Source organism: Niallia sp. Marseille-Q9988 (assembly GCF_976954375.1).
The window spans coordinates 135,912-160,207 of the sequence record NZ_CDRJSZ010000010.1 but is presented as its reverse complement, the minus strand read 5'-3'; the positions used below and the strand labels follow the sequence as shown (position 1 = coordinate 160,207).

Annotated in this window: 27 protein-coding genes, 1 pseudogene and 1 riboswitch; of the genes and pseudogenes, 14 read left to right on the top strand and 14 right to left on the bottom strand. The window is 34.6% G+C overall.

The window, feature by feature from the left end; all coding sequences use genetic code 11:
• Positions 1-118 precede the first annotated feature (118 nt).
• Together ACWNMZ_RS18465 and ACWNMZ_RS18460 are read right to left on the bottom strand one after the other, a co-directional pair.
• Positions 119-1,279 carry a YecA family protein gene (locus ACWNMZ_RS18465; protein ID WP_449598760.1) on the bottom strand — a complete coding sequence of 387 codons (1,161 nt, stop codon included), beginning with the start codon at positions 1,277-1,279 and terminating at the stop codon, positions 119-121.
• 117 nt (positions 1,280-1,396) lie between these two features.
• The gene (locus tag ACWNMZ_RS18460; protein WP_048716973.1) at positions 1,397-2,536 is read right to left on the bottom strand and encodes a hypothetical protein; all 1,140 of its coding nucleotides are present in this window, start codon (positions 2,534-2,536) and stop codon (positions 1,397-1,399) included.
• Between the two features lie 389 nt (positions 2,537-2,925).
• Between ACWNMZ_RS18460 and ACWNMZ_RS18455 the strand changes: the two genes are divergently transcribed.
• Together ACWNMZ_RS18455 and ACWNMZ_RS18450 are read left to right on the top strand one after the other, a co-directional pair.
• Positions 2,926-3,384: a competence protein ComK gene (locus ACWNMZ_RS18455; protein WP_031538587.1), complete on the top strand. Its 459-nt coding sequence runs from the start codon at positions 2,926-2,928 to the stop codon at positions 3,382-3,384.
• Positions 3,385-3,484: 100 nt separating this feature from the next.
• On the top strand, positions 3,485-3,811 hold the full coding sequence (locus ACWNMZ_RS18450; protein WP_109768541.1) for a helix-turn-helix domain-containing protein: 327 nt from the start codon (positions 3,485-3,487) through the stop codon (positions 3,809-3,811).
• A gap of 241 nt (positions 3,812-4,052) precedes the next feature.
• Here ACWNMZ_RS18450 and ACWNMZ_RS18445 read toward each other — a convergent pair whose 3' ends face one another.
• The 7 genes from ACWNMZ_RS18445 to ACWNMZ_RS18415 form a co-directional block, all read right to left on the bottom strand.
• Positions 4,053-4,709 (bottom strand): Type 1 glutamine amidotransferase-like domain-containing protein, encoded by a 657-nt coding sequence (locus tag ACWNMZ_RS18445; protein ID WP_349205238.1) that lies wholly within the window; start codon positions 4,707-4,709, stop codon positions 4,053-4,055.
• A 343-nt stretch (positions 4,710-5,052) separates the two neighbouring features.
• Positions 5,053-5,802, bottom strand: a complete 750-nt coding sequence (locus ACWNMZ_RS18440) for a L,D-transpeptidase family protein (protein ID WP_065429048.1) — start codon at positions 5,800-5,802, stop codon at positions 5,053-5,055.
• Between the two features lie 719 nt (positions 5,803-6,521).
• Positions 6,522-6,905, bottom strand: coding sequence for a hypothetical protein (locus tag ACWNMZ_RS18435; RefSeq protein ID WP_031540317.1), 384 nt, complete (start codon positions 6,903-6,905; stop codon positions 6,522-6,524).
• Positions 6,892-7,314 carry a hypothetical protein gene (locus ACWNMZ_RS18430; protein ID WP_031540316.1) on the bottom strand — a complete coding sequence of 141 codons (423 nt, stop codon included), beginning with the start codon at positions 7,312-7,314 and terminating at the stop codon, positions 6,892-6,894. The genes ACWNMZ_RS18435 and ACWNMZ_RS18430 overlap by 14 nt, the downstream gene beginning before the upstream one ends.
• A gap of 239 nt (positions 7,315-7,553) precedes the next feature.
• A complete protein-coding gene (locus ACWNMZ_RS18425; RefSeq protein WP_031540315.1) occupies positions 7,554-7,841 on the bottom strand; it encodes a hypothetical protein in 288 nt (95 codons plus the stop codon).
• A 738-nt stretch (positions 7,842-8,579) separates the two neighbouring features.
• Positions 8,580-8,732 carry a hypothetical protein gene (locus ACWNMZ_RS18420; RefSeq protein WP_449598759.1) on the bottom strand — a complete coding sequence of 51 codons (153 nt, stop codon included), beginning with the start codon at positions 8,730-8,732 and terminating at the stop codon, positions 8,580-8,582.
• A 115-nt stretch (positions 8,733-8,847) separates the two neighbouring features.
• On the bottom strand, positions 8,848-8,994 hold the full coding sequence (locus ACWNMZ_RS18415; RefSeq protein WP_192840943.1) for a hypothetical protein: 147 nt from the start codon (positions 8,992-8,994) through the stop codon (positions 8,848-8,850).
• A 421-nt stretch (positions 8,995-9,415) separates the two neighbouring features.
• Here ACWNMZ_RS18415 and ACWNMZ_RS18410 point away from each other — a divergent pair, with 421 nt between their 5' ends.
• Both ACWNMZ_RS18410 and ACWNMZ_RS18405 read left to right on the top strand, forming a co-directional pair.
• Positions 9,416-10,093: a class I SAM-dependent methyltransferase gene (locus ACWNMZ_RS18410; RefSeq protein WP_031540104.1), complete on the top strand. Its 678-nt coding sequence runs from the start codon at positions 9,416-9,418 to the stop codon at positions 10,091-10,093.
• A 387-nt stretch (positions 10,094-10,480) separates the two neighbouring features.
• Positions 10,481-11,257 (top strand): acetoin reductase, encoded by a 777-nt coding sequence (locus ACWNMZ_RS18405; RefSeq protein ID WP_031540103.1) that lies wholly within the window; start codon positions 10,481-10,483, stop codon positions 11,255-11,257.
• Between the two features lie 107 nt (positions 11,258-11,364).
• On the opposite strand, the gene ACWNMZ_RS18400 is transcribed toward ACWNMZ_RS18405, so the two are convergent.
• Complete coding sequence (locus ACWNMZ_RS18400; protein WP_449598758.1) at positions 11,365-11,577, bottom strand: hypothetical protein; 213 nt, start codon at positions 11,575-11,577, stop codon at positions 11,365-11,367.
• Between the two features lie 518 nt (positions 11,578-12,095).
• On the opposite strand from ACWNMZ_RS18400, the gene ACWNMZ_RS18395 reads away from it, so the two are divergent.
• The 4 genes from ACWNMZ_RS18395 to ACWNMZ_RS18380 all read left to right on the top strand — a co-directional run bounded on the left by ACWNMZ_RS18395 (position 12,096) and on the right by ACWNMZ_RS18380 (position 15,263).
• Positions 12,096-13,292, top strand: a complete 1,197-nt coding sequence (locus tag ACWNMZ_RS18395) for an AGE family epimerase/isomerase (RefSeq protein WP_449598757.1) — start codon at positions 12,096-12,098, stop codon at positions 13,290-13,292.
• A 58-nt stretch (positions 13,293-13,350) separates the two neighbouring features.
• Positions 13,351-14,253, top strand: a complete 903-nt coding sequence (locus ACWNMZ_RS18390; protein WP_449598776.1) for an SDR family oxidoreductase — start codon at positions 13,351-13,353, stop codon at positions 14,251-14,253.
• A gap of 160 nt (positions 14,254-14,413) precedes the next feature.
• Positions 14,414-14,638 carry a hypothetical protein gene (locus tag ACWNMZ_RS18385; RefSeq protein ID WP_109769444.1) on the top strand — a complete coding sequence of 75 codons (225 nt, stop codon included), beginning with the start codon at positions 14,414-14,416 and terminating at the stop codon, positions 14,636-14,638.
• Between the two features lie 250 nt (positions 14,639-14,888).
• A complete protein-coding gene (locus ACWNMZ_RS18380; protein ID WP_048717726.1) occupies positions 14,889-15,263 on the top strand; it encodes a winged helix-turn-helix transcriptional regulator in 375 nt (124 codons plus the stop codon).
• A gap of 60 nt (positions 15,264-15,323) precedes the next feature.
• Here ACWNMZ_RS18380 and ACWNMZ_RS18375 read toward each other — a convergent pair whose 3' ends face one another.
• A complete protein-coding gene (locus tag ACWNMZ_RS18375; RefSeq protein WP_048717727.1) occupies positions 15,324-15,836 on the bottom strand; it encodes a type 1 glutamine amidotransferase domain-containing protein in 513 nt (170 codons plus the stop codon).
• Between the two features lie 162 nt (positions 15,837-15,998).
• On the opposite strand from ACWNMZ_RS18375, the pseudogene ACWNMZ_RS18370 reads away from it, so the two are divergent.
• The 3 genes and pseudogenes from ACWNMZ_RS18370 to hepT all read left to right on the top strand — a co-directional run bounded on the left by ACWNMZ_RS18370 (position 15,999) and on the right by hepT (position 17,667).
• Positions 15,999-16,225: pseudogene (locus tag ACWNMZ_RS18370) on the top strand (hypothetical protein).
• Positions 16,226-16,850: 625 nt separating this feature from the next.
• Positions 16,851-17,261: a type VII toxin-antitoxin system MntA family adenylyltransferase antitoxin gene (gene mntA / locus ACWNMZ_RS18365; protein WP_449598775.1), complete on the top strand. Its 411-nt coding sequence runs from the start codon at positions 16,851-16,853 to the stop codon at positions 17,259-17,261.
• The gene (hepT, locus tag ACWNMZ_RS18360) at positions 17,254-17,667 is read left to right on the top strand and encodes a type VII toxin-antitoxin system HepT family RNase toxin (protein ID WP_048717671.1); all 414 of its coding nucleotides are present in this window, start codon (positions 17,254-17,256) and stop codon (positions 17,665-17,667) included. Before mntA ends, hepT begins: the two co-directional genes overlap by 8 nt.
• A 303-nt stretch (positions 17,668-17,970) precedes the next feature.
• Here hepT and ACWNMZ_RS18355 read toward each other — a convergent pair whose 3' ends face one another.
• Both ACWNMZ_RS18355 and ACWNMZ_RS18350 read right to left on the bottom strand, forming a co-directional pair.
• Positions 17,971-18,369, bottom strand: a complete 399-nt coding sequence (locus tag ACWNMZ_RS18355) for a type II toxin-antitoxin system death-on-curing family toxin (RefSeq protein WP_441993839.1) — start codon at positions 18,367-18,369, stop codon at positions 17,971-17,973.
• 4 nt (positions 18,370-18,373) lie between these two features.
• Entirely contained in the window at positions 18,374-18,640 is a 267-nt protein-coding gene (locus ACWNMZ_RS18350) for an AbrB/MazE/SpoVT family DNA-binding domain-containing protein (protein WP_048717668.1), read from the bottom strand.
• A gap of 1,125 nt (positions 18,641-19,765) precedes the next feature.
• Between ACWNMZ_RS18350 and ACWNMZ_RS18345 the strand changes: the two genes are divergently transcribed.
• Together ACWNMZ_RS18345 and ACWNMZ_RS18340 are read left to right on the top strand one after the other, a co-directional pair.
• Entirely contained in the window at positions 19,766-20,887 is a 1,122-nt protein-coding gene (locus ACWNMZ_RS18345; protein ID WP_449598756.1) for a hypothetical protein, read from the top strand.
• A 4-nt stretch (positions 20,888-20,891) separates the two neighbouring features.
• Positions 20,892-21,113 (top strand): hypothetical protein, encoded by a 222-nt coding sequence (locus ACWNMZ_RS18340; protein WP_016205457.1) that lies wholly within the window; start codon positions 20,892-20,894, stop codon positions 21,111-21,113.
• A 686-nt stretch (positions 21,114-21,799) separates the two neighbouring features.
• On the opposite strand, the gene ACWNMZ_RS18335 is transcribed toward ACWNMZ_RS18340, so the two are convergent.
• Positions 21,800-22,099 carry a DUF3139 domain-containing protein gene (locus ACWNMZ_RS18335; RefSeq protein ID WP_449598755.1) on the bottom strand — a complete coding sequence of 100 codons (300 nt, stop codon included), beginning with the start codon at positions 22,097-22,099 and terminating at the stop codon, positions 21,800-21,802.
• A 403-nt stretch (positions 22,100-22,502) separates the two neighbouring features.
• On the opposite strand from ACWNMZ_RS18335, the gene ACWNMZ_RS18330 reads away from it, so the two are divergent.
• Positions 22,503-23,021: a YiiX/YebB-like N1pC/P60 family cysteine hydrolase gene (locus tag ACWNMZ_RS18330; RefSeq protein WP_449598754.1), complete on the top strand. Its 519-nt coding sequence runs from the start codon at positions 22,503-22,505 to the stop codon at positions 23,019-23,021.
• Between the two features lie 1,109 nt (positions 23,022-24,130).
• Positions 24,131-24,213: riboswitch (cyclic di-GMP riboswitch) on the bottom strand.
• Positions 24,214-24,296 lie beyond the last annotated feature (83 nt).

Genomic DNA, 24,296 nt, shown 5'->3' with positions numbered 1-24,296 from the left:
ATATATCTACCATTTTACAAGAAAAAAATTCAAAATTTTAGTATTTAATGCAAAAATAACGCAAACGTTTGCATTTTAAAGAAAGAAGCAACGGAAATCGCTTCCTTCTCTCTTTAATTTATTTCCCACAACACTTCTTATACTTTTTCCCACTACCACATGGACATGGATCATTTCTTCCTACCTTATTTTCTTTACGAATAGGCTCTATAGCACTTCTATTTTGGTTTAAACTTACTTTATGTTCTAACTCTCTTTGCAGTGCAGCCTTTTTCCAATCCCCTAATTTTGGATGATTGAAACCTAAAATGGAATAATAACTGTAGGCAGTATGTTCCATATCAATAAAAAAGGAAAAGTATTCCTTCTTCATATGTTTGCTTATTTCCGGAAGTCCATCTTCTGAAAATTGATGACAAAGAGCTTCTATTACTGTGTCTTGATTTTCCAAATCGTTGAATGTGGAATAAGCTTCTCTTAACACATTAACTGCCAAATCTGTTTTAATATTTTCAACTATAGATGCGGCATAAATAACGGATTCAGACTTCTTCACATAAGGTTCTACAGCAGTCACCACTTTGTCAGATTGAAAGCTAATAAGGGCTGTGGAAACTTCCTCTAATAATGAGTCTTCTTCTCGTTCTAGCAAGCTTGCTAAAAGGGGAATATACTTTTCTATTTTTAGCAAACCAACCATATAGACATTTAGGATACCATTGAAAGAAAACCACTGATTCTCTATTTCTTCTGCGAAAACCATATCTATTTCTTCTTCTGTAATCCAGCCTTTTTTCACTATACAATTCGCGATATATTTAGCTTGCTTAAATAGAAGATACGGGAATGTACTTGCTGTCTCCATAGCATTTATAACTTCTCCATATTTCTCATAAACTTCCTCTTCTTCTCCGCCTACTAATAGTTCAAATAAGGACCAATTATCTTCGGGAATAAACCCTTTTAAGGCCTCTTTATATTTCAGCGCTAGTGCTGGTTCCACATTGTTTAATAATTTCAAAGCCAGATGAACCTTTGTTCGGTCCATGGTCGGTATCTTTTCCATCAAAATTTGTAATGCTTCTTCCGTTATTGGCTGATTTTCTATATGAATTAAAATAGAAGATAGCTTATCTTTATTTGAAAAAGCCTCCTGCAATAAATGAACCGTCCAATCAGCAGGAAGGGCAGGATAATCATTAATCGCGTATAAAATCGTTTCCTGGATTAATAAATCTGGACTGAGTAAGTGTGGTTGTATTTTTTCTAAAAAAGCCATTTATCTTGTTCCTTTCTAACACATAGTATAGAGATTGCTGCTTTTCCTTAATAAAAAGATCAATCAGATGTAACTTCAGAGGATGTACACACCTTCCCCTAAAGTAAATCTATCACCCTACGTTCTCCCAAAAACCGACTTAAAAGTCCTATCCGCAAAAACCTTATTAGGATTCCCCATGTCATATACCATCGTCCAATACAGAGCAATTTGAGCGGTACTCCATAATGGCTGATCACGGAGGACTTCTGCAACCTTGATATGGTCATGGTGGATGAATTCTATCTTGGATAATTCGTTAATGCCATGAATGCCGGATGACTTTAATTCGATAATTTGGCTGGAGGTAAGTTCTGTTTTTACCGTGCCTATGATGTTCCATTGGTAGTATTCTAAATCTACACCAAATCCGAGGAGATGGATTTGATCTGGACTAGCTACAATCCCTAATTCTTGCTTTAATCCCCTAATAGCTACTTTGTAGAGATCGATGGTTTTACGGGAATTTTGCTCTCCGTTGGAATTTTCTACTGCATCTTGATATGGATCAATTGCTTCTACTACACTAACATCCAATTCATTTGGACGAATGCCTGTATCTGCTCTTCTTCTTGTAAGAACAATTTTTTCGTCTGCGGTTACGACTGTTAAGACGATTCCAATCCCTTGGGACAAGACATCGGAAGGCACATGTAAATCCTGTATGGCTTGATCGATATATTTTTCTCTAATCGTTTCTCCACTGCTTAATTGGTAATTGTCTAGGCTTGCCACCGTTGCTTGAAAGTTATAATAATCAGATCTTTTGAAATGTAAAACTGGATATGGTTTTTCAATAATATCCGTGTTTGTTTGAAAAGCATTGGTTAAGGCTACCTGATATGTATTGTACATATGCTTTAGGCCTTGCTCTTTTTTCATTTGTTCTCTTGCTTCAATCTTGTCTCGCAGCTCTTTCAATTCTTGAGGCAATTCGAAATACTCATCATCATACCTTGTCTGGATATAATTTCGATCATAAGCAAATTCTCCAGAACCACCGCTAACGACAAAATTTGTTTTTCGGCCTGCTATCCAAAGTACCCCATCGTCTTGTTGAATGGTTTGATACCTTTTGGACTTCCCCTTTATTTTCCTTTGTAGCCATTTACTAATTCTAGTTTTAAAATGAGTGTAAGTATCCCCCAACAGCTGATCTAACAGCCACTCGACAACCTTAAACAATACTTTCCCCACTGCAACGATTAAATCACTCATGTCCTCATTCCTATCTAACTATTTTACTAATAATATTCCTTACTTTAGTTAGATTAACAAAAATTACTTTAAAATGAAATACGAGTTAGTGAAAAGGAACACTAAACGAAGTATATTTATATAAAAAATCAGAAAATTACATAAATACCCATTATACTTGGTTTTCAATTCCTATTTTTTATAGATAATAGGAGAAAAGGAGGGTTAATATTGTTAGTGAGAAAATAGAGCTAGTACTTTCACCTTTTTTCTATAATTTCATATAGGATTAATTGCTCACCATTACACATACTTTATCTCTGCTAATGAAATTCCTCCATCCCCACCTAAGATAACGGGACACGCCTCCCTACTCCATGAAAAAATCCACTTAAAAAGGAGTATCCAAAATGAAAGAAATTCTTACTACGTACAATGTGAATGAAGAAACAAATGCACTAACACCTGCTTTTCAGCTAGACTATCAGACTATCGTACTGGAGGGAAAGCGAGAATTATTTGTGAAACAAACGCCATTGGAATTAATTAAGCTAGCGGCAAAGCGAGGGGGCGCTGAGTATAATGGCAGGAGGACTTCAATGACTTATTTGACAGGCATTCATAAGAAAATTCCGATTCCCATTAATCCACAAAAAAACATCTATGCATTTCCAACTACCTCCCCAAACCAAGCTCATTGCAGTTGGATATTCTTCCATCATGTCGACGAAATTAAACCAACTAAAGGCAACTATCGTTCTATTATCCAATTTAAAAATGGCAGAGAAATAAAGATGAATGAATCCTTACATATATTAGAAAAGCAAATGTATCGAACTTGGTTATGCAAGAAGGCACTTAATGAGTAGATTGTCTTGTAAGGAATACAATTATTTATTCAGAAAACATTTTATTTGAAAATTTTCTTGTTGAATATGTAAAAATATAGAAAAACACACATTATCCTTTATGGTCATTACTTTTTTCTCTTTAGATAATGAGGAAAAAAGAGGGATAACCGTGTCTAATGAGCTTTATAAAAGCAAAACTTACATGACCGTATTAGGTAGACATATTCGAAATAGAAGAAAAATACGTGATGTAAGCATACAGAAACTTGCAGAAGATACAGGCTTTAGTATCAACCATGTCAACAATGTCGAGCTTGGCCATTCCCATCCAGCCACAGGACTATTTCATGCCATTTGTGATGTATTGCAGATTGATGCAACATCGTTTCTTATGGAAGTGAGGGACGAGGTGGACATGTTGTTTCAGGAAGAGGAAGAACAATAAGCAGTAACCTTATGTAGGTAAATGAAATATCATACGAATAGCTAATAGAGGCTTTTTCTTCTAGGGGCGTTACCATTGCCCCTAGAAGTTTGCAATAAGCTAACTTTCTTCCCTTTGCTTCTTCTATTGATGGCTACTCTGAGGATAGTATTTTACTAGTTTGACTATTCTTGCAGTGGGTTACAGCCGCGAAATATTCCTGTAAAACAAGATTATTCAGCTCATCCCTATAATCAAAAATTCAGAGCGTCTCATCTAGTTTTTGAATCATTGAGCGGGAAATTAAATAGACATTGCCTAAAATGTCGACTTTATCGTCCTTTACACGTACTGCGCAATCTTTGTTCGATGCGTAAATATTCATTTCTTCCGATAAGTGAGATAGTTCGTCTTGAACCAATGGAAGATTATTTTCAAGATCAAAATGAGACAGGACGGAAAAATCGTCCAGACCGATTCCTTCGTAAACAGAACTGGTTTCAATGTTATAGCCAAAGCTTTTCGAGCATAACCACTTAGCAGACATGTTAATTGCACCAGCGCTCGCTCCCATTACAACAGCTCTGCTTTTTTTAATAGCAACAGACAATTCATAATCCCTTAAAAACTCATTTTGTTTAATCGTATCTCCGCCCAATAAGAAAATAACGGAGGCATTTTGAATGATGCTATTGGCCTCTTCCTTCTGTACTCGATAATTTATTAAATGATATTCATCAAACATAATGCCAGCCTGGTCAAACCACGAACGCTCCGTAGCACCATCCATTTCATAAAAAAATGGATCTGAGCTAATCATCACAAGTGATTTTCTATCGGTTATATCCTCCTGTAATACCCTGCTCAACTTCGCTGGGAAAAAATTATTAAACCAGCCTAAATAATAATGAAATTTCATAAGTTCCCCCGTAGTAAAGTGTGAATGATATCCATATTCTGTGTTATTGTAACCAACATAAACTCCGTGAGCTTTTTCTTATTTTCTAATATTCAAAAGCAAAACAGCCAACCAGCCTAGCAATAGTTCAGTCGCTATTTTTTGTGCGTTAAATTTTATTGGGATAGACATTCAAAATCAAACTAATGATTTTAATAAATGACACTATAAGAAAACCGTCTTCCATCTTCTATAATTAAAAAAATCCCAATTTTATAATCAGGATTTTTTTAAACTTAGACAGGAAAAGTCTAAAATTCTCGTGAAACATGATATGCGAGGAGTTGCTGAAACCATCCCTTTATTAGTAGTTTCCTAATCCTGAAACAGGGGTTTGGATAATTACAGGATTTTTTCCTGGATCTAGCCATTTTAAGATGCTTATTACGTTTGCTTGAGATGTACCGGTGCAACCGAGAGTGTAACTACTGCTAACATGGAAGAAAATCGCACTCCCTTTATTTGGAGTTCGTGCTGTATTGTAATTAATCACAAATCCGTAATTGTAAGCTGCAATATTCATGTTTTCGGCACTGTTCCACTGGTCTTGGGTTTTGCTTTTTGATTGCCAAGTGTTGTATAGCTCTGAGTTAGGATCATCTATCCAGACATCATCACTCGTAATTTTCCGATAAGGTAATTTAGTACCAGGGTTATCATAACGCCCGAATGCTGTCCCAATTGTATATTTTCCGATTGGAGCCTTCTTCCCGCCTTCACTCATAGCGGAAGGAGTAGCGAATCCTTTTTTACCAATATAGCCTGCAATGTTAAGTAACTGGGTCCATTTTCCCTTTGAATCCTTTTCAAATGTACGAATGGTTGCGGAACTTGTACTCGATCCATTTGTTGTAACGAGAATTAGTTGTTGGTTTGCATCAATCGTTTTCAGTTGATCCGCTACGTTACCACTAGATGCAGGCGTGCTTTGAGTAGGTGTAGTGGGCTTTTTAGAATCAGAAGTTGAAGTTTCTTTAGGAGAAGTACTTTCTGTAACGACTGGTTTTTTGGTAGATAGATATTTACTAGAAACCCATCCTGTTTTATTATTCACCTTTACTTTACTCCATCCATTAGAACTTGTTTCGATTACTGTAGTTTGAATTCTTTAATAGATAATCTTTCCTCTATCCTTGATTACATTTTAGCAACTATGATTTTTCCTATTATATCTTATAAAGACAAGGATGCAGTAAAACCATCCCTTCAATTCTCTTCATAATAAATAATAAGAACTAATACAAATTTCATAAATATCCAACAATACAATCCATTAACTGGATATACCATCCATTATAATACTGTTTATGGAATAAACCTATGATAATTCAATCGTTTTTCTTCCAAGTAATTATATGGGACAAGGAATCCGGCATCTTGTCCCATATAAAAAAGAAGGTGGGACAAAACTAAATAACTAATCTTTAAAGACGAACAATCTTTAATTTATCTCTTAAATAAGGCTACTTTCTCATGATGGTTATCTATGTTTTTAAATCTAGATAAGTGTAAAAACTAAGTCGTTCCATTGCGCTACGGACGCACGATGCGCCGGGGAGGAAGCTAAGCCTCCTCGCTGCGCTGCGGGGTCTCAGCCTTTCCTCTATTTCCCGCAGGAGTCGAGCGTCCTCCGCTCCATTTCACTTCGTTTTTAAACCTTTTTCTAAAAAACAAACACGAACTATAATGTAATTTAATTACATTATAGTTCGTGTTTGTTGTTGATTGAAATACTTATGTCCCAGCCTCATTTGACAGTCCCGCAAAGGATTGTTATCTGCCCTGAAATCTTTTATAGACACTATCCGGATTATGACAGTGACCAAATCCATGAAGATAGATAACTCCATTATCTTCACGATATCGATATATGGTACGCATATCGGCTGGGTGCTTGTTTACTCTTTTACTTTGATAATGAAAAGAACGATAACCCACATAATTATCTCGGAGCAGCCCTCCGATATGGGGGTTTCTTTTAATTTGAATAATCGATCGAATAACATTGTCAGCGGCGGAATCGAAATCGAAATCGTTCGGAAAAGCATTTGCTAAATTTATAACGTCGGTAATAACATCTGTCGGTACATGTTGAATGCCCGATATGGTAGTAATTTGAGCAATCGTTTCAGCTATTTTGGAATTACTTATCATCATCTAGTGGAGACCTAAACTTTTCTGGATTAGATAAGAAAAGGGCAACCGCATCTTCTGCAGCTTCTTTTCCACCCCTAACATACTCTGCTTCTTTGCGTTTTAAACGATATCCATATAGCTGTTCCACTTCTGCTGTTTCGATTTCTACTTCTAATTCTTCTTTTTTACGTTCTAATAAGGACATATACTCGATCATCGCTTGATACACTTCCGGCTTGAGTAAAATTGCTTTTGTTTCGTTACGATCCACAACCTCCATTGCAGCTAATCGGTCCAAATCTTCACGCCATTGTGTGGATCGACCTAGCTGTGTGACTCCTACTCTGCTCCCCATTTGGAAACCATGACGGATTTTTTGTACTTCTTCGATTGCTTTGGCAGACAATTTACTCATCTCCTTTTCTTTCATAATTGTTTTCACCTCCCATTATATACTATAAATATGAAATTGTGTATTATAATGTGTATTTAAATGTGTATTATTATATGTATTAAATTACATGTGTTTATTATGTTCTATTCTGTTATTTTTTAGTCAATACATGCTGTGAAAGGCTTAAATAACAACAAAAAAGCAGCCCAACGGCCGCGCATATTTCGTTTTTTTGTGACTCTTTTAAATCCGCTTCCTTCACTCAACAATTCTGCTTATTTTTGATGTTTTTCTATAATCTTTATAAGATAGATTAGATCTTCTTCAAACCTTTTTTTCTTTTTTGGATTAGCTAAGATTATTTGGGGGTTAACTGCTCCAATAAAATGACGGAGCTTTTTATTCTTCAAAAACAGCTCTGTATGCTCTGAAAATAAATCTTTAAACCATTGTTCGTTTCTAAGTAATTTTAGATTCTGATTCTTTTGTTCCTCGGTCGGATAATAACTAATATCTTTTCCTGCCCACAGAATGATTAAAGTTTCTACTATTTCACTAAGCATCCGATCATCTCCTTAAAAAGATATATTGTTACTAATATAAAGTTTTCCGAAAGAAACCAAGAGCAAAGGGACATATCTTCAATCCACTATCAGTCTTATGTTTTATTTAGCAGGAATTGGAGCAAAAGTAATAGTATTTATACTACATTAATATATTTAGATTCTACAAGCATAAGTTTTTAACTGTTATAAGCCTTATTTTTATAAAATAAAAGAAAGAATGGGTATAAAAATGAAAAGAAATCCATGGTACACAAAAGAAAAATTTATATACTTTATATCAATAGTAGCACCTATCATTGCGTATATAATCATTCTACTAAACAAGAAGAAATGGCAACATGTTAAGTATATAGAATATTTATCATTTGCAACTATCACAACAAGTATATGGATTATCGGCTTAATACCTGGGTATTTCAGACTAGCATTCCTTTTAACTATACTAATATTTTTCTTACTTCGAAAAATATTTAGAAGACGATAATAATCACGTGGCCATTCATTATTTCACTACCAAGATAACGCAAAACTTCCTCTATGCTTTTCTCGAATAAATAATGAATTGGATTGTTATTTTAGAAATTAAATTTATATTCTAGACAGCCTTCAGAGAAACAAACTGTACTTAATCTGTTCAAGTTCAAAATGCATCACACTATCCCCCTCCCATGAAACATAATTTTTTATGGCATCTCTGTTTCCATAAATTTGTTATAATTATAACAGTCAGTCATTTCAGAATTCTACGTTAATTCCGCGTTGTCGTGATAAATATTCATATACTAGCAATAGGAATGGAGGTTTAATGAGAATGAGCATTTTCATCGTAATGGTTGTAGGTGTACTAGGCATTGCTGGCTTTCTTGCTTGTGACCTAAATTTTGACACATAGTTGAAAGCAATTGTTATAAGCTATATAATAAACGTATATAATGAAAAAGAGAAGTGCGCGAACACTTCTCCCTGCAACCTCTACCGTCAGGGTATGGTTGTCAATTAAATATTATTTTGGTCGAGAACCACCCTTTTGCTTGCGACGGCGTAGGGTGGTTTTCTTGTTTTCTAATATGTTCTTCCGAAAGAAATAGGCGCTTATCTCACGCACAATCCCCTTCAGAACTTCACGAACAAATTCAAGAAATGTTTCCATGATTATCACCTCCTTTCCTAAACGGAAAGAAGCACAACAACCAACCACCCTCACAATATTCAGTTGCTATTTCAGTTTATCACATTCACACAATCTAACTCTCTATCAATCTTCGACAAATTTCGGGCCGTCACTGTGACCAAGAGTAATGGAAATCGTTTTTTGAAAAGCTCCTTATTTGTGATCTACTTCATTTGTATCAAAACCATATTCGAAACTCACTATATTTTCTTTCCGGTGACTGTCGCCACTCTTACACAACTGGCTTCTATATTTGCCAACGGGGCATTATAAAAAACGACTTGATTCTTACTTCTTTTAGCCAGGAATTCGGCCATAGACCTTCCACAATTGCCACCCACTGTGGAAGATCCATAATCGTAAAAACCAATAACAACAAAAATTTATGGAGGGATATTTTATGGATGAAAAAAACGCAAATATTAAGGAACTTGTAGCAAAACATTGGAATAGAAGAGCAAGATTGTACGATTCTACGGGTCATCATGATATTCATAGTGCTGAACAAGAAGAAATATGGTTAAAACTTATTAAAGCAATAAGTGGCGATAAAAAACTGAATGTCTTAGATGTTGGTTGTGGAACTGGATTTCTTAGTTTACTTTTTGCAAAAGAGGGTCACAAAGTAACTGGTGTTGATATAGCTACTAATATGTTAGAAAAAGGGAAACAAAAAGCAAAAGAACGAGGGTACATAATTGATTTTCACATTGAAGATGCTGAATCTCTTTCATTTAAAGATGATTCATTTGATCTTGTTGTTAACCGCTTTCTCATTTCGAATATCTCTAATCCAAATAAAGCATTAATAGAATGGAAAAGGGTTTTAAAACCAGATGGGAAATTAGCCATCATTGAAGGTGAATGGAAGAAACGATTATATCAAAATGAATTTAGTGAGATAGATGATTCTATTCCATTTTATAAAGGTGTCTCTGGAGAAAAACTAAAATCCGTAATGGAGAAGAACTTTTTTCAACATGTTGAACTTAACTACTTACATGACTCTTTATATTGGGATGAAATACCAGAATTTGAACGATATATACTGCTTGCTAATAAATATGGAGAAATATGAAGGGAAAATTAAGATTTCTATCAACGAAATACAAACGAATTAAAGAAGAAAAATGCTCATAAAATTGTCCAAATAGTGTTTACCATTACTTTTTTCCATCTAAACACTTCTTTAGTGTTCTATATTCTTTATTTTATTATAACAATCTGTTTCCACTTTTATATCTAGTATCAAGATACATTAAATTAGCATCCCTATAATACTCATTATCTTAACAAAACCAAATTATTTATATAAAAATGAATTAATCTCAAAATTCGAGTTTTAAAGAAACGTATCTTTGAAAACAAGTTATTTGATTTTAAGTATACATTTCAATATTATTAAAAATAGAGCTATAGAAAATGTATTTTTCTGTACAAATAAATTAAAGGGAGTGTTGATTCAATGAGTAAAGTTGCAGTTATTACAGGTTCAGCTGGTGGCTTAGGTCGTGGGATTGCAGAACGATTAATTAAAGATGGTTTCAAAGTAGTATTACATGATATTAATCAAGAGTTATTGAATGCCACTCTGGAAGAATTAAAATCTCAAAACGCTGATGTAATTGGCGTTGTTGGGGATGTTTCAAATCGAAAAGATCAGTTTAATCTTGTCCAAAAAGCAGTAGAAGCATTTGGACATTTAGATGTGTTTGTAAACAACGCAGGTATTGATGCAGTTAAACCTTTCTTAGAAATCGAGGAAAATGAATTAAACCGCCTATTTAACATTAACGTAAATGGAGTTGTATTTGGTACACAAGCTGCTGCTAAACAATTTATAGAGCAAGGTTCAAAAGGTAAAGTCATTAACGCTTGCAGTATAGCAGGTCATGAATCCTATGAAATGTTAGGTACTTATTCTGCAACAAAACATGCAGTACGTTCATTTACACATACTGCAGCAAAAGAACTAGCAAAATATCAAATTACAGTTAATGCATATTGTCCAGGTATTGCGAAAACAAAAATGTGGGATCGAATTGATGAAGAAATGGTACGTTATAGTAATGGTGCTTTACAACCAGGTGAAGCATTTGCTGAGTATAGTGCAGGTATTGCATTGCAGCGTTACCAAACACCAAGAGATGTAGCGAATTTAGTTTCATTCTTAGCTTCTGATGATTCAGATTATATTACAGGTCAAGCAATCTTAACAGATGGTGGATTAGTTTACCGTTAATTTTCTAAAGTTCGGTTAGTAACTTTTTGAAGCTACTGTTTGTAAATTGCAGACAATAGCTTCAAAATTGTTTCGGAGAGTCATTATGAACAAGAATTCTGTCTATTTCACTTTTTCTCTCTTTTTACTATTATCTTCCTCAATGAGTTAAGATGAATATAACGGGTGACTTTTAACATTCCCTCTTTGTCGTCAATCCTTTTTTCATAAAACCGTTTTTCAAAGACATGGCCAGTTACGGTATTTGGCTTATAGTAATTGTCATAACGTTTATCGATCAGTGCCATTAGCATTGAAATGGGTACTCTACTAGAACGCAATTATAAATGGAAATGATTATTCATGAGGCAATAAGGAGGAGATTTCAAAGGGGTACTTTTCGTAGAGTTCTGTTTAGGATATGAAGAAAAGCTTGAAAATCACTGGCATTTCGAAATAAGGATTCACGGCGATTTCCCCGGGAAACATTATGATAAAATCGTTCTGATATATACACTCTTTTCTTATCGGGCATTATGTCTCCCTCACAATCGTCATTTGTTTATTCTGCCTCCAGCGTCTTAAGGTCACCGCTTCCCAACTGTCTTGATCCGCTTATTCTTTCTTCCCCTGCTAAATCAGAATTGGTCCTTGCGAGTATGATAATTTTAATATGAATATCAATTTCCAACCGCAATCATACATAGAGTTTGGGACAAGGAACCTGACCCCATGTCCCTTAACAGTTTGTTTGGACAATGTATATTGCCGTCCTAAAAAGAATATTTTTAGTTAAGTCACTATTTTAAGATAGGTCCCAAAAGAATGGGAATGATTTCAAAAAAGGAAGTGGTGGTGAATGAATAGTGAGATTCGGGTTCGTGATCCAGCATGGTTAACCAATCATATATTTGGTACCTTGCAATTTTATTATCCAAGATGTATTGATTATCGTAATGGTGGATACTTTCAGTGCTACTTAGATGACGGGACAATCTGCAATAATCAGACGAAACACTTAGTAGGGACATCTCGCTTTATTTACGTGTTTAGTGTTGGAGCCATGTTACGTGGTGATTCATGGTGTCTACAGGCGGCTGAGCATGGTTTATCCTACCTTCAAAATTATCATCTGGATATTAATAACGGAGGTTATTTTTGGAAGTTAAACGATAATCAGGTGTCTGTTTCTAAGAAATATGCATATGGACACGCATTTGCTTTACTTGCAGCTTCCAAAGCCTATCAGGCAGGGATACCTTGCGCTTCTCACCTAATAGACTATATTTATAACATACTCGACCAATATTTTTGGGAGCCAGATCACGGGTTATATCTAAATGAAATGAATTCAGATTGGTCCATTATAAATCCATACAGAGGGCAAAATCCGAATATGCACCTGTGCGAGGCAATGATCTCAGCCTATGAGGCAACCGGTAACCATAAGTATCTAGAGAGAGCCTATATATTAGCATATAATGTTACCTTAAATTTAGCTCAACAATCAGAAGGTTTAATATGGGAACACTATGACCCTAATTGGGTAATTGATTGGAACTATATTGAAACCAATAAAGAGATGCAGCAATTTCGGCCCCAAGGCTTTATTCCTGGTCATTCGATTGAATGGAGCAAACTACTCTTACTCTTGGAAAGATATAAATCTGAATCATGGATGATAGAGAGAGCAGTAGAATTATATAATAGCGCACTAAAGCCCGGCTTAGACACTGAATATGGGGGGATATACTATTCGATTGACCGTGAAGGAAAAGTACTAGAATCAGATAAATACTATTGGGTGATGGCAGAAGCGATTGGTGCATCAGCACTTCTTGGAACACGATTAAAAGCTTTCACATATTGGAGAAATTATGATGCTCTATTTAATTACGCTTGGAACTATTTCATAGATAAAAAACGGGGTGGTTGGTATGAAAAAGTAAATCGATTTAATCAAAAGGTAGGGAATAAGAAAAGCCCCGTAACGAAGACGGATTATCATCCAATTGCAAATTGCTATGAAACCATCCGAGCACTAACGAATCTGTGAGTAAAAGGTTTTAACGAACTTTATCTTATTTAAATGAAATAGGAAAGGGGAATGTCCTATCTATCCTGTTTATAAATTCTTAGGAAAAAAACAAAAGTGTCAAGATATAAATATTGCTTTTCCTCCTCAACACCAAGAACAACATCCAGGTCTTGAACACACTATGGAGCCAAAACCTATTTCGGAAAATCCTTATTACCAAGCAAGCGGAAAACTGAAAGACCGAGTAGCTATTATCACAGGTGGGGATAGTGGAATAGGAAGAGCCATCGCCTATGCTTATGCTAAAGAGGGAGCCGACGTAGTTATTTCCTACCTTTATGAACATCAAGATGCACAAGAAACAAAAAGTAGAATTGAACAAATCGGTAGAAAGTGCCTACTAGTTCCCGGTGATTTACAACAGGAAAAAATGTCATATACCGTCGTCCAACAGGCAGTCCATCATTTTGGAAAAATTGATATTCTGGTTAATAATCACGGAGTACAGTTTATTCAACAGAGCATATTAGATATCACAGCAGAACAATTAGACGTAACCTTCCGAACAAATATCTACTCATTTTTCTATATGACCAAAGCCTGTTTACCACATTTAAAGAAGGGCAGTTCCATTATTAATACAACTTCTCTCGCAGCCTATCAAGGAAATCAAGAATTAATTGACTACTCTGCTACTAAAGGGGCCATCCTGACTTTCACACGCTCCCTTTCACAATCTCTTCTAGACAAGGGTATTCGTGTGAATGGTGTTGCACCTGGACCTATTTGGACACCTCTCATCCCCTCTTCCTACTCAGCAGAAAAAGTAGCAACCTATGGAACCGACACATCCAAACCACCAATGAAACGTGCAGGGCAACCTTTTGAAGTGGCAACCAGCTATGTATTTCTTGCTTCTGATGACGCAAGCTACATGACTGGTCAGATTCTACATCCAAATGGTGGCACAATAGTTTAACGGTGTATTTTGAGGCGTCGCTGTGGTTGTTTGGTCACAGTGACTCCCCGAAATTTGTCGAAGATAGATAGAAAGTTAGATTTTGTGAATGTGATAGAATTTAGACATAAAGAAATGAGGTTGTAAATGATGGAAACAGAATGGAAAAAAATAAACGCTTATTTTTGAAACTTTAAGAGAATCAGAGGTATGGGCTGATTCTCTAGCTAACGAAATACATAGTAGAACAAGAACAATAAATGGATATATAACACCTGATTATAAAATAGCATATGCTCTTTCATTTTTTCTAGCTTCTAATCCTGATTTTGTTGTTCATTCAGAAAAAAGTTTCCGTATTCGTCCAGGAGTAAAGGTTGAGGATTCATTTATTTATAAAGTTTAAGTAACTATTAATAGTTACTAAATCACAAATGAAGTAAAACTATACAATGATTATCCCCCTTTCCTAAACCGAAAACAACACCTCCAATATCCAGCTACTATTTCAGTTTATCATTCACACCATCTAATTCTCTATAAATCTCCGACAAATTTCGGGACGTCACTGTGACCAAGAACTATCTCGGGGCGTCACTGTGACCAAGAATTTATTTTTCTGATAAAATTGAATGGAGAGAAAAGGGGGAGGTCCTATGTGTTATACATTACGAGAAGAAATACAAGAAAAATTAAAAAATAAGAATTATCATTGTGAAAAAGAACTGACGCTCTCTATAATTAGCGGGAAGTGGAAATTAGTTATTTTATGGCATTTAGGTGTTGAAGGCTCACACCGCTTTAGTGATCTTCAAAGACTATTTGAAAATATTTCTCATAAAACTCTTTCAAAGCAATTGAAGGAACTTATAGAAGATGGATTAATTAGTCGAAAAGTATATCCAGAGAGCCCACCAAGAGTCGAATATTCGATGACTAAACTAGGATATACAATATTGCCTATTGTTAAAATGATGTATGAGTGGGGCAAAAATCGCATCTCGCAATTAAGACAAGAAGGGTTACTATAGTGTGGTTATTTCTTCCTTAAAAAGATAAGTGGCCAGTTGTAAAAATCTGGCCACCTCACATTAGTTGTCCAATAATTTTTTTGATTCACGTATAAAAGCGGGAAGATCATCTGGAGTACGACTTGTAACAATATTATGATCAACAACAACTTCTTCATCTTTAAAAATTGCCCCTGCATTAATCAAGTCTTTACGAATTGATGTAAAGCCAGTAACGTTTACGCCCTTTAATAAATCTGTATCGATTAGGAACTGTGGTCCGTGACAGATAGCGAACACTGGTTTTTTTGCTTCAATAAAAGAGCGTGCAAAAGCAGCATTTCTTTCATCAATTCTAAGTAAGTCTGGTGAAAATCCACCAGGCACTAAAAGTGCATCGTAGGTGTCAGCCTTAACCTCATCGATTCCTTTATCAATTTTAAAATTAACCCCGTTCTTACCAGTAATATCTTTGCCTGCGCGTTCCTCGATTAAATCAACCACATGACCAGCACTTACAAAAGAATCTACTGGATCAGTCAATTCAATTTCCTCAACAAGGTTTGTCACAAGTACAGCGATTTTCTTACTCATTTAGATCAACCCTTTTTTAAAATTTTGTTACTATTTCATGATAAACCATCGTACTTCAATTTTGAAGAATGCACATTTTTGTGCGGTAGTTACTAAAAAGTTACTTTTAGTGTTTGGTCACAGTGACTCCCCGAAATTTGTCGAAGATGGATAGAAAGTTAGATTGTGAGAGAATCAGAGGTATGGGCTGATTCTCTAGCTAACAAAATACATGGTAGAACAATAAATGGATATATAACACCAGATTATAAAATAGCATATGCTCTTTCATTTTTTCTAGCTTCTAATCCGATTTTGTTGTTCATTCAGAAAAAAGTTTCAGTATTCGTCCAGGAGTAAAGGTTGAGGATTCATTTATTTATAAAGTTTGGGTATCTATTAAATCATAAATGAGGTAAAACTATATGATTAATACATACTAAAAATGTCTACATGTCAATACAAAAAAATTTAAATTTTTTCACTCATTTAATTTTGACGCTTTTACTTTTTCAACGTCGTTTACTTCACTTCATTTGAAAATACATTTTCAAAACATTAGCATTTCTTTTAATAGTCAATGCTTTTTCTTTTACAAACGAATATTTAGTTATTCAATTCCTAGAAAAAAACAATGAAAAAAATCCTACAGTTTATTGCGTAATCTGTTGGACTTTACTATGCATAGGAAACGAATTGCCGCTATGTGATACATTTATTGGCGAAGACTAGTAAAAAATATGGCAAGCGTGGTAAAATCACCTCGCCGTAATCCTTCCACGAAGAAATCTTTCTATGATTATCCCCCCTTTCCTAAGCAGAAAGCAACACCTCCAATATCCAGCTGCTATTTCAATTTATCATTCATACCATCTAATTCTCTATAAATCTCCGACAAATTTCGGGACGTCACTGTGACCAAGAACTAGGTGTATCTCTAGAGTTTGGGACAAGGAACCTGACCCCATGTCCCTATCCCTATATGTGCGGTTTTTCCTTATAAGCTTTATAATATGAGAAAGGACGGTGATAAGCATGCTAAAAGAAGAAATACAAAAGAAGTTAATTGATAAAATCATTCTAGAAACAAACCCAGCCTTCGTCATTCTATTTGGTTCATTCGCTAAAGGCACGACACATGATGCAAGTGATATCGATCTTGCTTATTTCAGTGACAAGAAGCTATCATCTTATGAACGTTTTATGCTAGCTTCTGAGCTTGCTGCAATTGCCGGTCGGGAAGTCGATTTAGTCGACATTAAACAAAGCGATACAGTATTTACAATGCAGATTTTTGAGCAAGGTAATCCGATTTATATACATGACGAGAACGAATTTACACGCCAAAAAATGCGTGCTTATAGCATGTATGCTACGTTAAGTGAGCAGCGTGCTACAATTATTAGTGCGATCAAAGAAAGAGGGAGTGTATTCGGCAATGAATGATGTTATTTTAAATAAAGCGACGACAATTGAACGTTGTGTTAAACGTATTCATGAAGTGTACGAGGACAATCCTGCAAACTTAACGGACTTTACAAAACAGGATAGTATCATTTTAAATATTCAACGTGCTTGTGAGGCGAGCATCTATTTAGCGATGCATATTGTCAGTAAACGCAAGCTTGGAGTACCAAAAGCGAGTCGTGAAGCATTTAAATTGCTACTAAATGCTGGATTAATTGAAAAAAGCTTAGCAAATACATTGATGAATATGGTCGGATTCCGAAATATTGCTGTACATGACTACCAGACGTTAGAGCTAGATATATTAGAGGCGATTCTAGAAAAACACATTAATGATTTTATAGTTTTTACGAAAGTGATTTTACAATTGGAGGAGAATCATTAATTCATGGTCACAGTGACTACACCAGAGGATGAGGAGAAATTCGCACTTTCCCTTCTACCATCTCAACCTTGCAAAATGTCTAAATGGAAAACAGCGAAAGTACGGTCCGACTATCACCTCTCTGTCGATTGATATTCCGTTCCAAATGAATATCAATCGACAAATCAAAGTGAAACATACCTGTGAAACAAGATTTTTCGGGGCGTTCCTGTGACCTCAAGAAACAGGATCTTTATTCAAGGTGCGATAGTTGAGTAATTAAGATAAAAGGTATACGCAAACATAAACATTTACGTATACCTTTTATCTTTCTTTTGCATGTTTCTCAATCCATTTAGCAACTTCCTGAATATCCATCGGTGGTTTTGTTGCCACCAATTCTACAGTAAAGTCCTCTGCCTCTTTCTGAGGGGCAACGAACTGATAGCTGTTTACCCATAAAAATTGCTTCATTGCAGCAAACGCAGTTCTTTTGTTTGCATTATGAAAAGCATGGTTTTGGGCAATGCTGCTGTATAATGCGGCAGCTTTTAACCAGATGGTAGGATAAGCTTCTTCACCAAAAGCACTTTGTTTCGGCCGGTTGATGGCACTATCCAATAGTGCTGTGTCCTTAACCCCCATTTGCTCTCCAGAACTGTATCTTTTAATTAACATAGCATTGATGAGGATGAGTTCTTTTTGATGTAAATACCTGACCATTTATTTAACGATTCACCAAATTCTTGAGCGTCTGATCGTAGTTTTCGAATAACTCCTGCATACCATCAAGGAAATCCTGGTCAATACCATCTAACGCATCGTAATTCAGTTTCTTTTGTCGTTTAAAGGATACGGTACCATCCTTCTCAAGCTGTAGCTTGATTTCATCGCCCTGTTTCACCTTCAGATGATCAAGCACTTCTTGTGGTAATGTGATACCAAGGCTATTGCCGATACGTACAATTTTACGTTCCACATTAGTCACCGCCATTTTGTTCTCCTCCTTATTATATGCAAGCATCTTACCGTTTATACAATTATTACGTAATACTGTTATAACGTAATAATATACTAATTGAAAGTACATGTATAGTGAGTTGTTTTAAGTAAACATAAACATGTACCTTTATTTGTTTGGTGCACTTCATCTAATTAGCGTAAGAACCATTTCTACTTAACCGTTACAATTGTCTACTTTTTAAATCTTGGTTCGCCATTGGAAAAGGCAAAACGCCAACAACCTCCAAAATTTATCATTCACACAATCTTATTCTCTATAAATCTCCGACAAATTTCGGGGCGTCCCTGTGCAGCGAGCCCCTATTAGTACACATGTATAAATTCGGGGAAAAGTAACCATACCTTTATTTAGAGCATTTTTTGGTTCGGTGCTTATCTTCTTTTTTTGATTCTTTAATTTGAATAAATAAGCTTTTAAAATAAACAGCAGTTTCTCTGATTTTTCTAGTACGATTTGAATATACAAAGTAGTATATAAAAAAATTGTAAATAATAAAATGAAATAATTTTCGGTCCCACTTGAATATATTGCCCAAACAAAGCAGCAAGCAACACCATTAAAGGAGGTACATATTTTGAATGCCCCCCTCCATATTACATTTAAGAAAGGCTCTTAGGTTTTCAGTGAATTACTAAAGTTATCCTACAAGAACAGTTGGCAAGTGATAAAAATTTTTGCTTGCCAACTAAACTAGGCTCCATCTAAATTAATAGGTGGGGCCTAGTTTATTGACGCTTACCTTGTAAAAAGCATGGGCAAGAGTGGTGAAATTATGTGGCTGTAATCACCTTCTGAACTTCATGAAGAAATTTAAGAAATGTTTCTATGATCATCTCTTCCTTTCCTAAAAGGAAGAAAGCTCAACAACCAACCACCCTCACACCATTCAGTTGCTATTTCAGTTCATCACACTCACACAATCTAACTCTCTATCAATCTTCGACAAATTTCGGAGCGTCCCTGTGACCAAACCTGTAGTGGTGTTTTTTAGTAAACGAAAAATTCGTTTCATAAAAAAATTGCAATTTTTAGAACTTTGTTTACTTTTTGTAATTTCTGTCATATATTTAATCTATCATAATTAGGAGGTAATATATGACAAAAATGTTTTTTAAAAAACTATTAATTTGTGCAGTCGTTTTTTTAATTATTGTTTCTAGTAATAATCTAGTAAAAGCAGAAACAAACGAAACACAAAAAGAAGGTAATGTAAATGGTGTTAGTGATGGTGTCGTTATTTCAGATACAGAGAGAAACAGATTAAAAGAGTTAGGATATATAGATGATTATATTAATAACATGACGGAAGAACAATATAATGCCACAAAAGAAGAAGCCGTTTTAGACACACAGGTTGTCACAGAATTCATAAAAACGACTGAATACTTTGAGGATGAAAATTGGGTTAACGAAGAAAACCCTGAAGTTATTGATACGGAACAAGAAATTTTAACACAAGCAGAGTTTAATGAAGAAGTATCTGAATTGAAAGAAAATACTCAAGAAATATTAGAAGATGATAGTAAAGCTGCCCAATCAATTAAACAAAAAGCTTTAAGTAATGATTCTGTTTCACTGTTTGCAGTTGCAGATGATGGAGGATTGGCTTCCAGTACAACAGGCACTAATAGTAACAGTAACTATAAAAAGTTAACTATCACTATAAAAAAATTAACAAGCAATACTTTCTTACTAACTGCTAAAATGGATTGGAAAAAGGTTCCTGCAAATAGACTAAAAGATATTATATCTGTAGCTTGGGATTCAACAGATGATTACAATTATATTTTGTCGTCACTATATGGAACACAAGTAGCAACTGGAGTAAATCCATGGAATGGTAAGAAAAAAGTAATTACATATACGTATGATAGAGTGAATGAAGCTAACCTATGGGATGTTAATAAAACAGGAATTAGTTTAGTCCAGAATTTAAAAGATGATTGGGATGTATATGAAGTACAAGATATTGTTCAAACAATGCAGGTGAAATTAGAAAAAGACACAACTTGGAATACAAAATGGTTAAATGCCGGAGCCGTTTATATGCATCAAACGAAGAATGTAAGCTTTGGCGTTGATTCTTTCTCTATTGGAGCTACTGGTGGAACAAGCGGTGTTGATGGAAGTTTAGAAATATCCTTTAAAGCTCCCGAAGTTAAAAAGAGTTTCGATACACAATTCAAAGCTTATGCACAATTACGTTTAAAGTGGTGAAAAAATGAGAAAAAAAATTAGTGTTTTTAGTGTTGTATTAGAAATACTTGGCTTATTATTGATTTTGCTGAGTCAGAAGATTGGAATGGAATTCACTATGTATTCTGAAGCTGGTGACCCGGCTGTTTTTGCAGGAAACTTGGTAATATTCTCATTAATACCAATAACAATAGGATTTTTACTTGTTTTAGCAGGTATTTTAATTCAAGTTACTAAGTTAAAATAGTATTAAAATATAGAGCTACCTTTCAAATTAATTAGAGGTGGCTTTTTTATTTAATGGAAAGGCTGAAAAATTGAATTAGAAAATATTTTTTAGATAATATCATATCTATGAGAAGAGAAGATGCTATTGCAGATGGTATTTTAGTAGATTTAACAGAAACAGCAAAAGTGAGTGGAATTAATTTTCAGTCGCTGTAAACATTACTTTATTGGCTGATGTAGTAGAATAGTAGAGCCAAATGAACTGGCAAAATCAATGGAGAATCAACTTCAGAAATAATGTGGGATGTCAAATGGAGAAAAATGTTATAGTTATGAATGCAATCAGCACATAAATTATGAACGAAAGGAAAATTGTGTAAATAGAATATAAGTTTTATCAAAAAAAAAAATGATGTTCATGTTCAAATTGATTTGCTAAGATTTTAAATCCTATTCGGGGCGGCACTATGACCTTGAGATAGTTGATTCAAAAATACAAAAAGTTCGATTTACTGATATATAGCAAGATATTTTATGCATATGTATTTACGCGATGAAGTAAGGATTGCAGCGGCAAAAAGGCTCTTTCCCTGCAAATACTGGCTCAGATGTTCGCAAACAGTTGCTCAATCCATTCGCAATACTCAACAAGATTCTTCGAGGCGTCACGGTGACCAAGAGTTCGCTTCACCTCCCCACAATATATTAATTTCTACTAATAATAGTTTCATCATCTCTTACAGTGCGAGAATAGTAAACTTTCTCGCTAGGATTGTCCTTAAATCTCACGAATGCAAAATAAGCATTTTCAGGAGCTTCAACAAAACTATATGACGGTTCAATTTCTAAGATGTCATCTTCCTTATAACCTTCTTTTTCAATCAAGTAATCATATACATCTTTTTTAGCCTCTTCTAATTTTGATTTATTCCCATTAAAGAATTCATTAATCTTGAAACCTCCAAATAACAATAAAATTATACAAATAAATGAAATTATAAACATTTTTTTACTAATTATTATGACCCCCTTTATATTTTTTTGTTATATAATCTAGTATTATAATAATACAAAAAAGGGGAAATAGTAATATAAAAGTGTAAATTTATTTTTCCTTCTAATAGTTTCGTTTAATTTTAATGGAAAAGCTGAGGCGTCTGAAACGGAAGAAAATAATGACGTTATTTCAATCGAAAAGTTTGATAGTCTTCAAGAAGAAGGAGTAATAGATCCCAATCTATCTTACGAAGAGTTTGTAGGTAGTATTGATAGCAATTTAGGTACTCTAGAAGAAGTTGAAGAAGTTGATGTAAATGACGATGAAGAACTTAGTGAATATGGGTTAACTACAACAGAAGAAGGAGAAGTAATATCTGTTCCTGCTCAGTCACCTGGTTCTTTCAGTACTATGGCAGCTGCTACACATACATATCCTGGTACTAAGATTATAGCAAAAGCAGGAGATATCTTAGTTACAAACAGTACAAGTTCAAGTGGATTTTCAGGACATGCGGGAATTGTTACATCCAACGGTATAATGTTTTCATCAATCGCAAATACTAAAGCAAACCCAAGAAATTTGAGTTTAAAAGATTGGTTTAGTAAATATAAAAATACTAAAGTAGTTCGTATAAATAGCTCTACTAAAGCAAAAACGGCAGCAAACTGGGCTACTAGTTATGTGAGAAATCATGCGAATGCTAGCTATTCAATTACAACTAATTTGAAAGGCTTAGACCCAACATATTGTTCGAAAATTGTTTGGCAAGCTTATGTCTTAGGTGGGACTGGAGTTTTTGACAACCGTAGTGTTGGTATAAAGGTTCCTTATAATCTACTATATAAAGGTTACTATAAAGGAGTTACTCCAAAAAGAGTTGCGTTAATTGGAAGTAATTTCGGGGCGAATACAAGCAGTAATTTGTAAGAATGTTTAAGTGAAAAGAAGCAAGTATATCTACAAGGGTGTATTACTTGCTTCTTTTCATTTATAACTATGTATATTCGACGACAGTTTTTCTCGTCAATAAGAAATATATCAAACTCGATTAAATCACTATTCATATCTTCTTCAGAGGCTCCAACCTCCTATATATTAGTGTTATGCTTGAACGCATACAACAAATTATACAAGAAGCCTTCATGAATTTATATTTAAGACTAATCGTTTAACTATAGAGTGGCTCATTTCATCTGCAATAATCACCCTAGTACAATCCCACAAAACACTCTTGTGAAACCTTCCTGTGAATCAAGATTTTTCGGTGGGCGTCACTGTGCAGCGAGAATGAATCTAATATCCAAAATACTTGGTCACCAGACCTTCGTAAGAACCATTTTTTGATTGCCAAATACAAACTACTATTTCAGTTTATCACTCACACAATCTAATTTTCTATCAATCTTCGACAAATTTCGGGGCGTCACTGTGACCTAGAGTTATATGATTAGTTTACTAAACTCATTTCTTAGGTATCATTAAATGCATTCTCAAAACTAAGATAAGAAATAAAAGAAAAAGGGAATTGGCAAGATATTGTTAGAAAAGTCGAATACGAGCTAGAAATAAAAGTAAAATTAGAGATATAACCATACTTACATCAATAATTCCTTCTTTTTTACACCAAATCCCAAAAAAGAGCTATAATTATCCTCTCTACTTATTCCCTTCACAGAGAAATAAATCATAACTTTGTATTATTATGAGGTTTGAACTCAAATTCACGGTCTGACCACATTACCTGGATCTAGCATAAACATACCTCCTTATCATTTATTTAATTATAATTTCCGATATGACGATATACTATTTCTTTTGAACATGAAATCCATAAAATGGTTTATTTCTTCCTTTGTTCGTCTCAGAAACACCATTTATGTTCTTTGTCCTTTTACGGTGCCTGACACCTGGATATGCGGTTTCTTTTTACCACATCTAACACAATGATCTTCGTAATAACTGTATTTATGATGTTTTTTAAAAAAGCAAAATAGTGATTTTAGCATTTCCCATTCCCCCTAAAATATAAAAATATTTCAGGCAGCACAGCCATCATAGTTTACACCTTAGATCTGTTGCTTTGTGTCCCATCCTTTTGAATGGTTTACCTTTACTGAAAATCCACTATCTATATTTTACTAAACATTTGTCCAACAGGGAAAGATGAATAGTTCGACATTATTTTACAATATTCCCAAACTA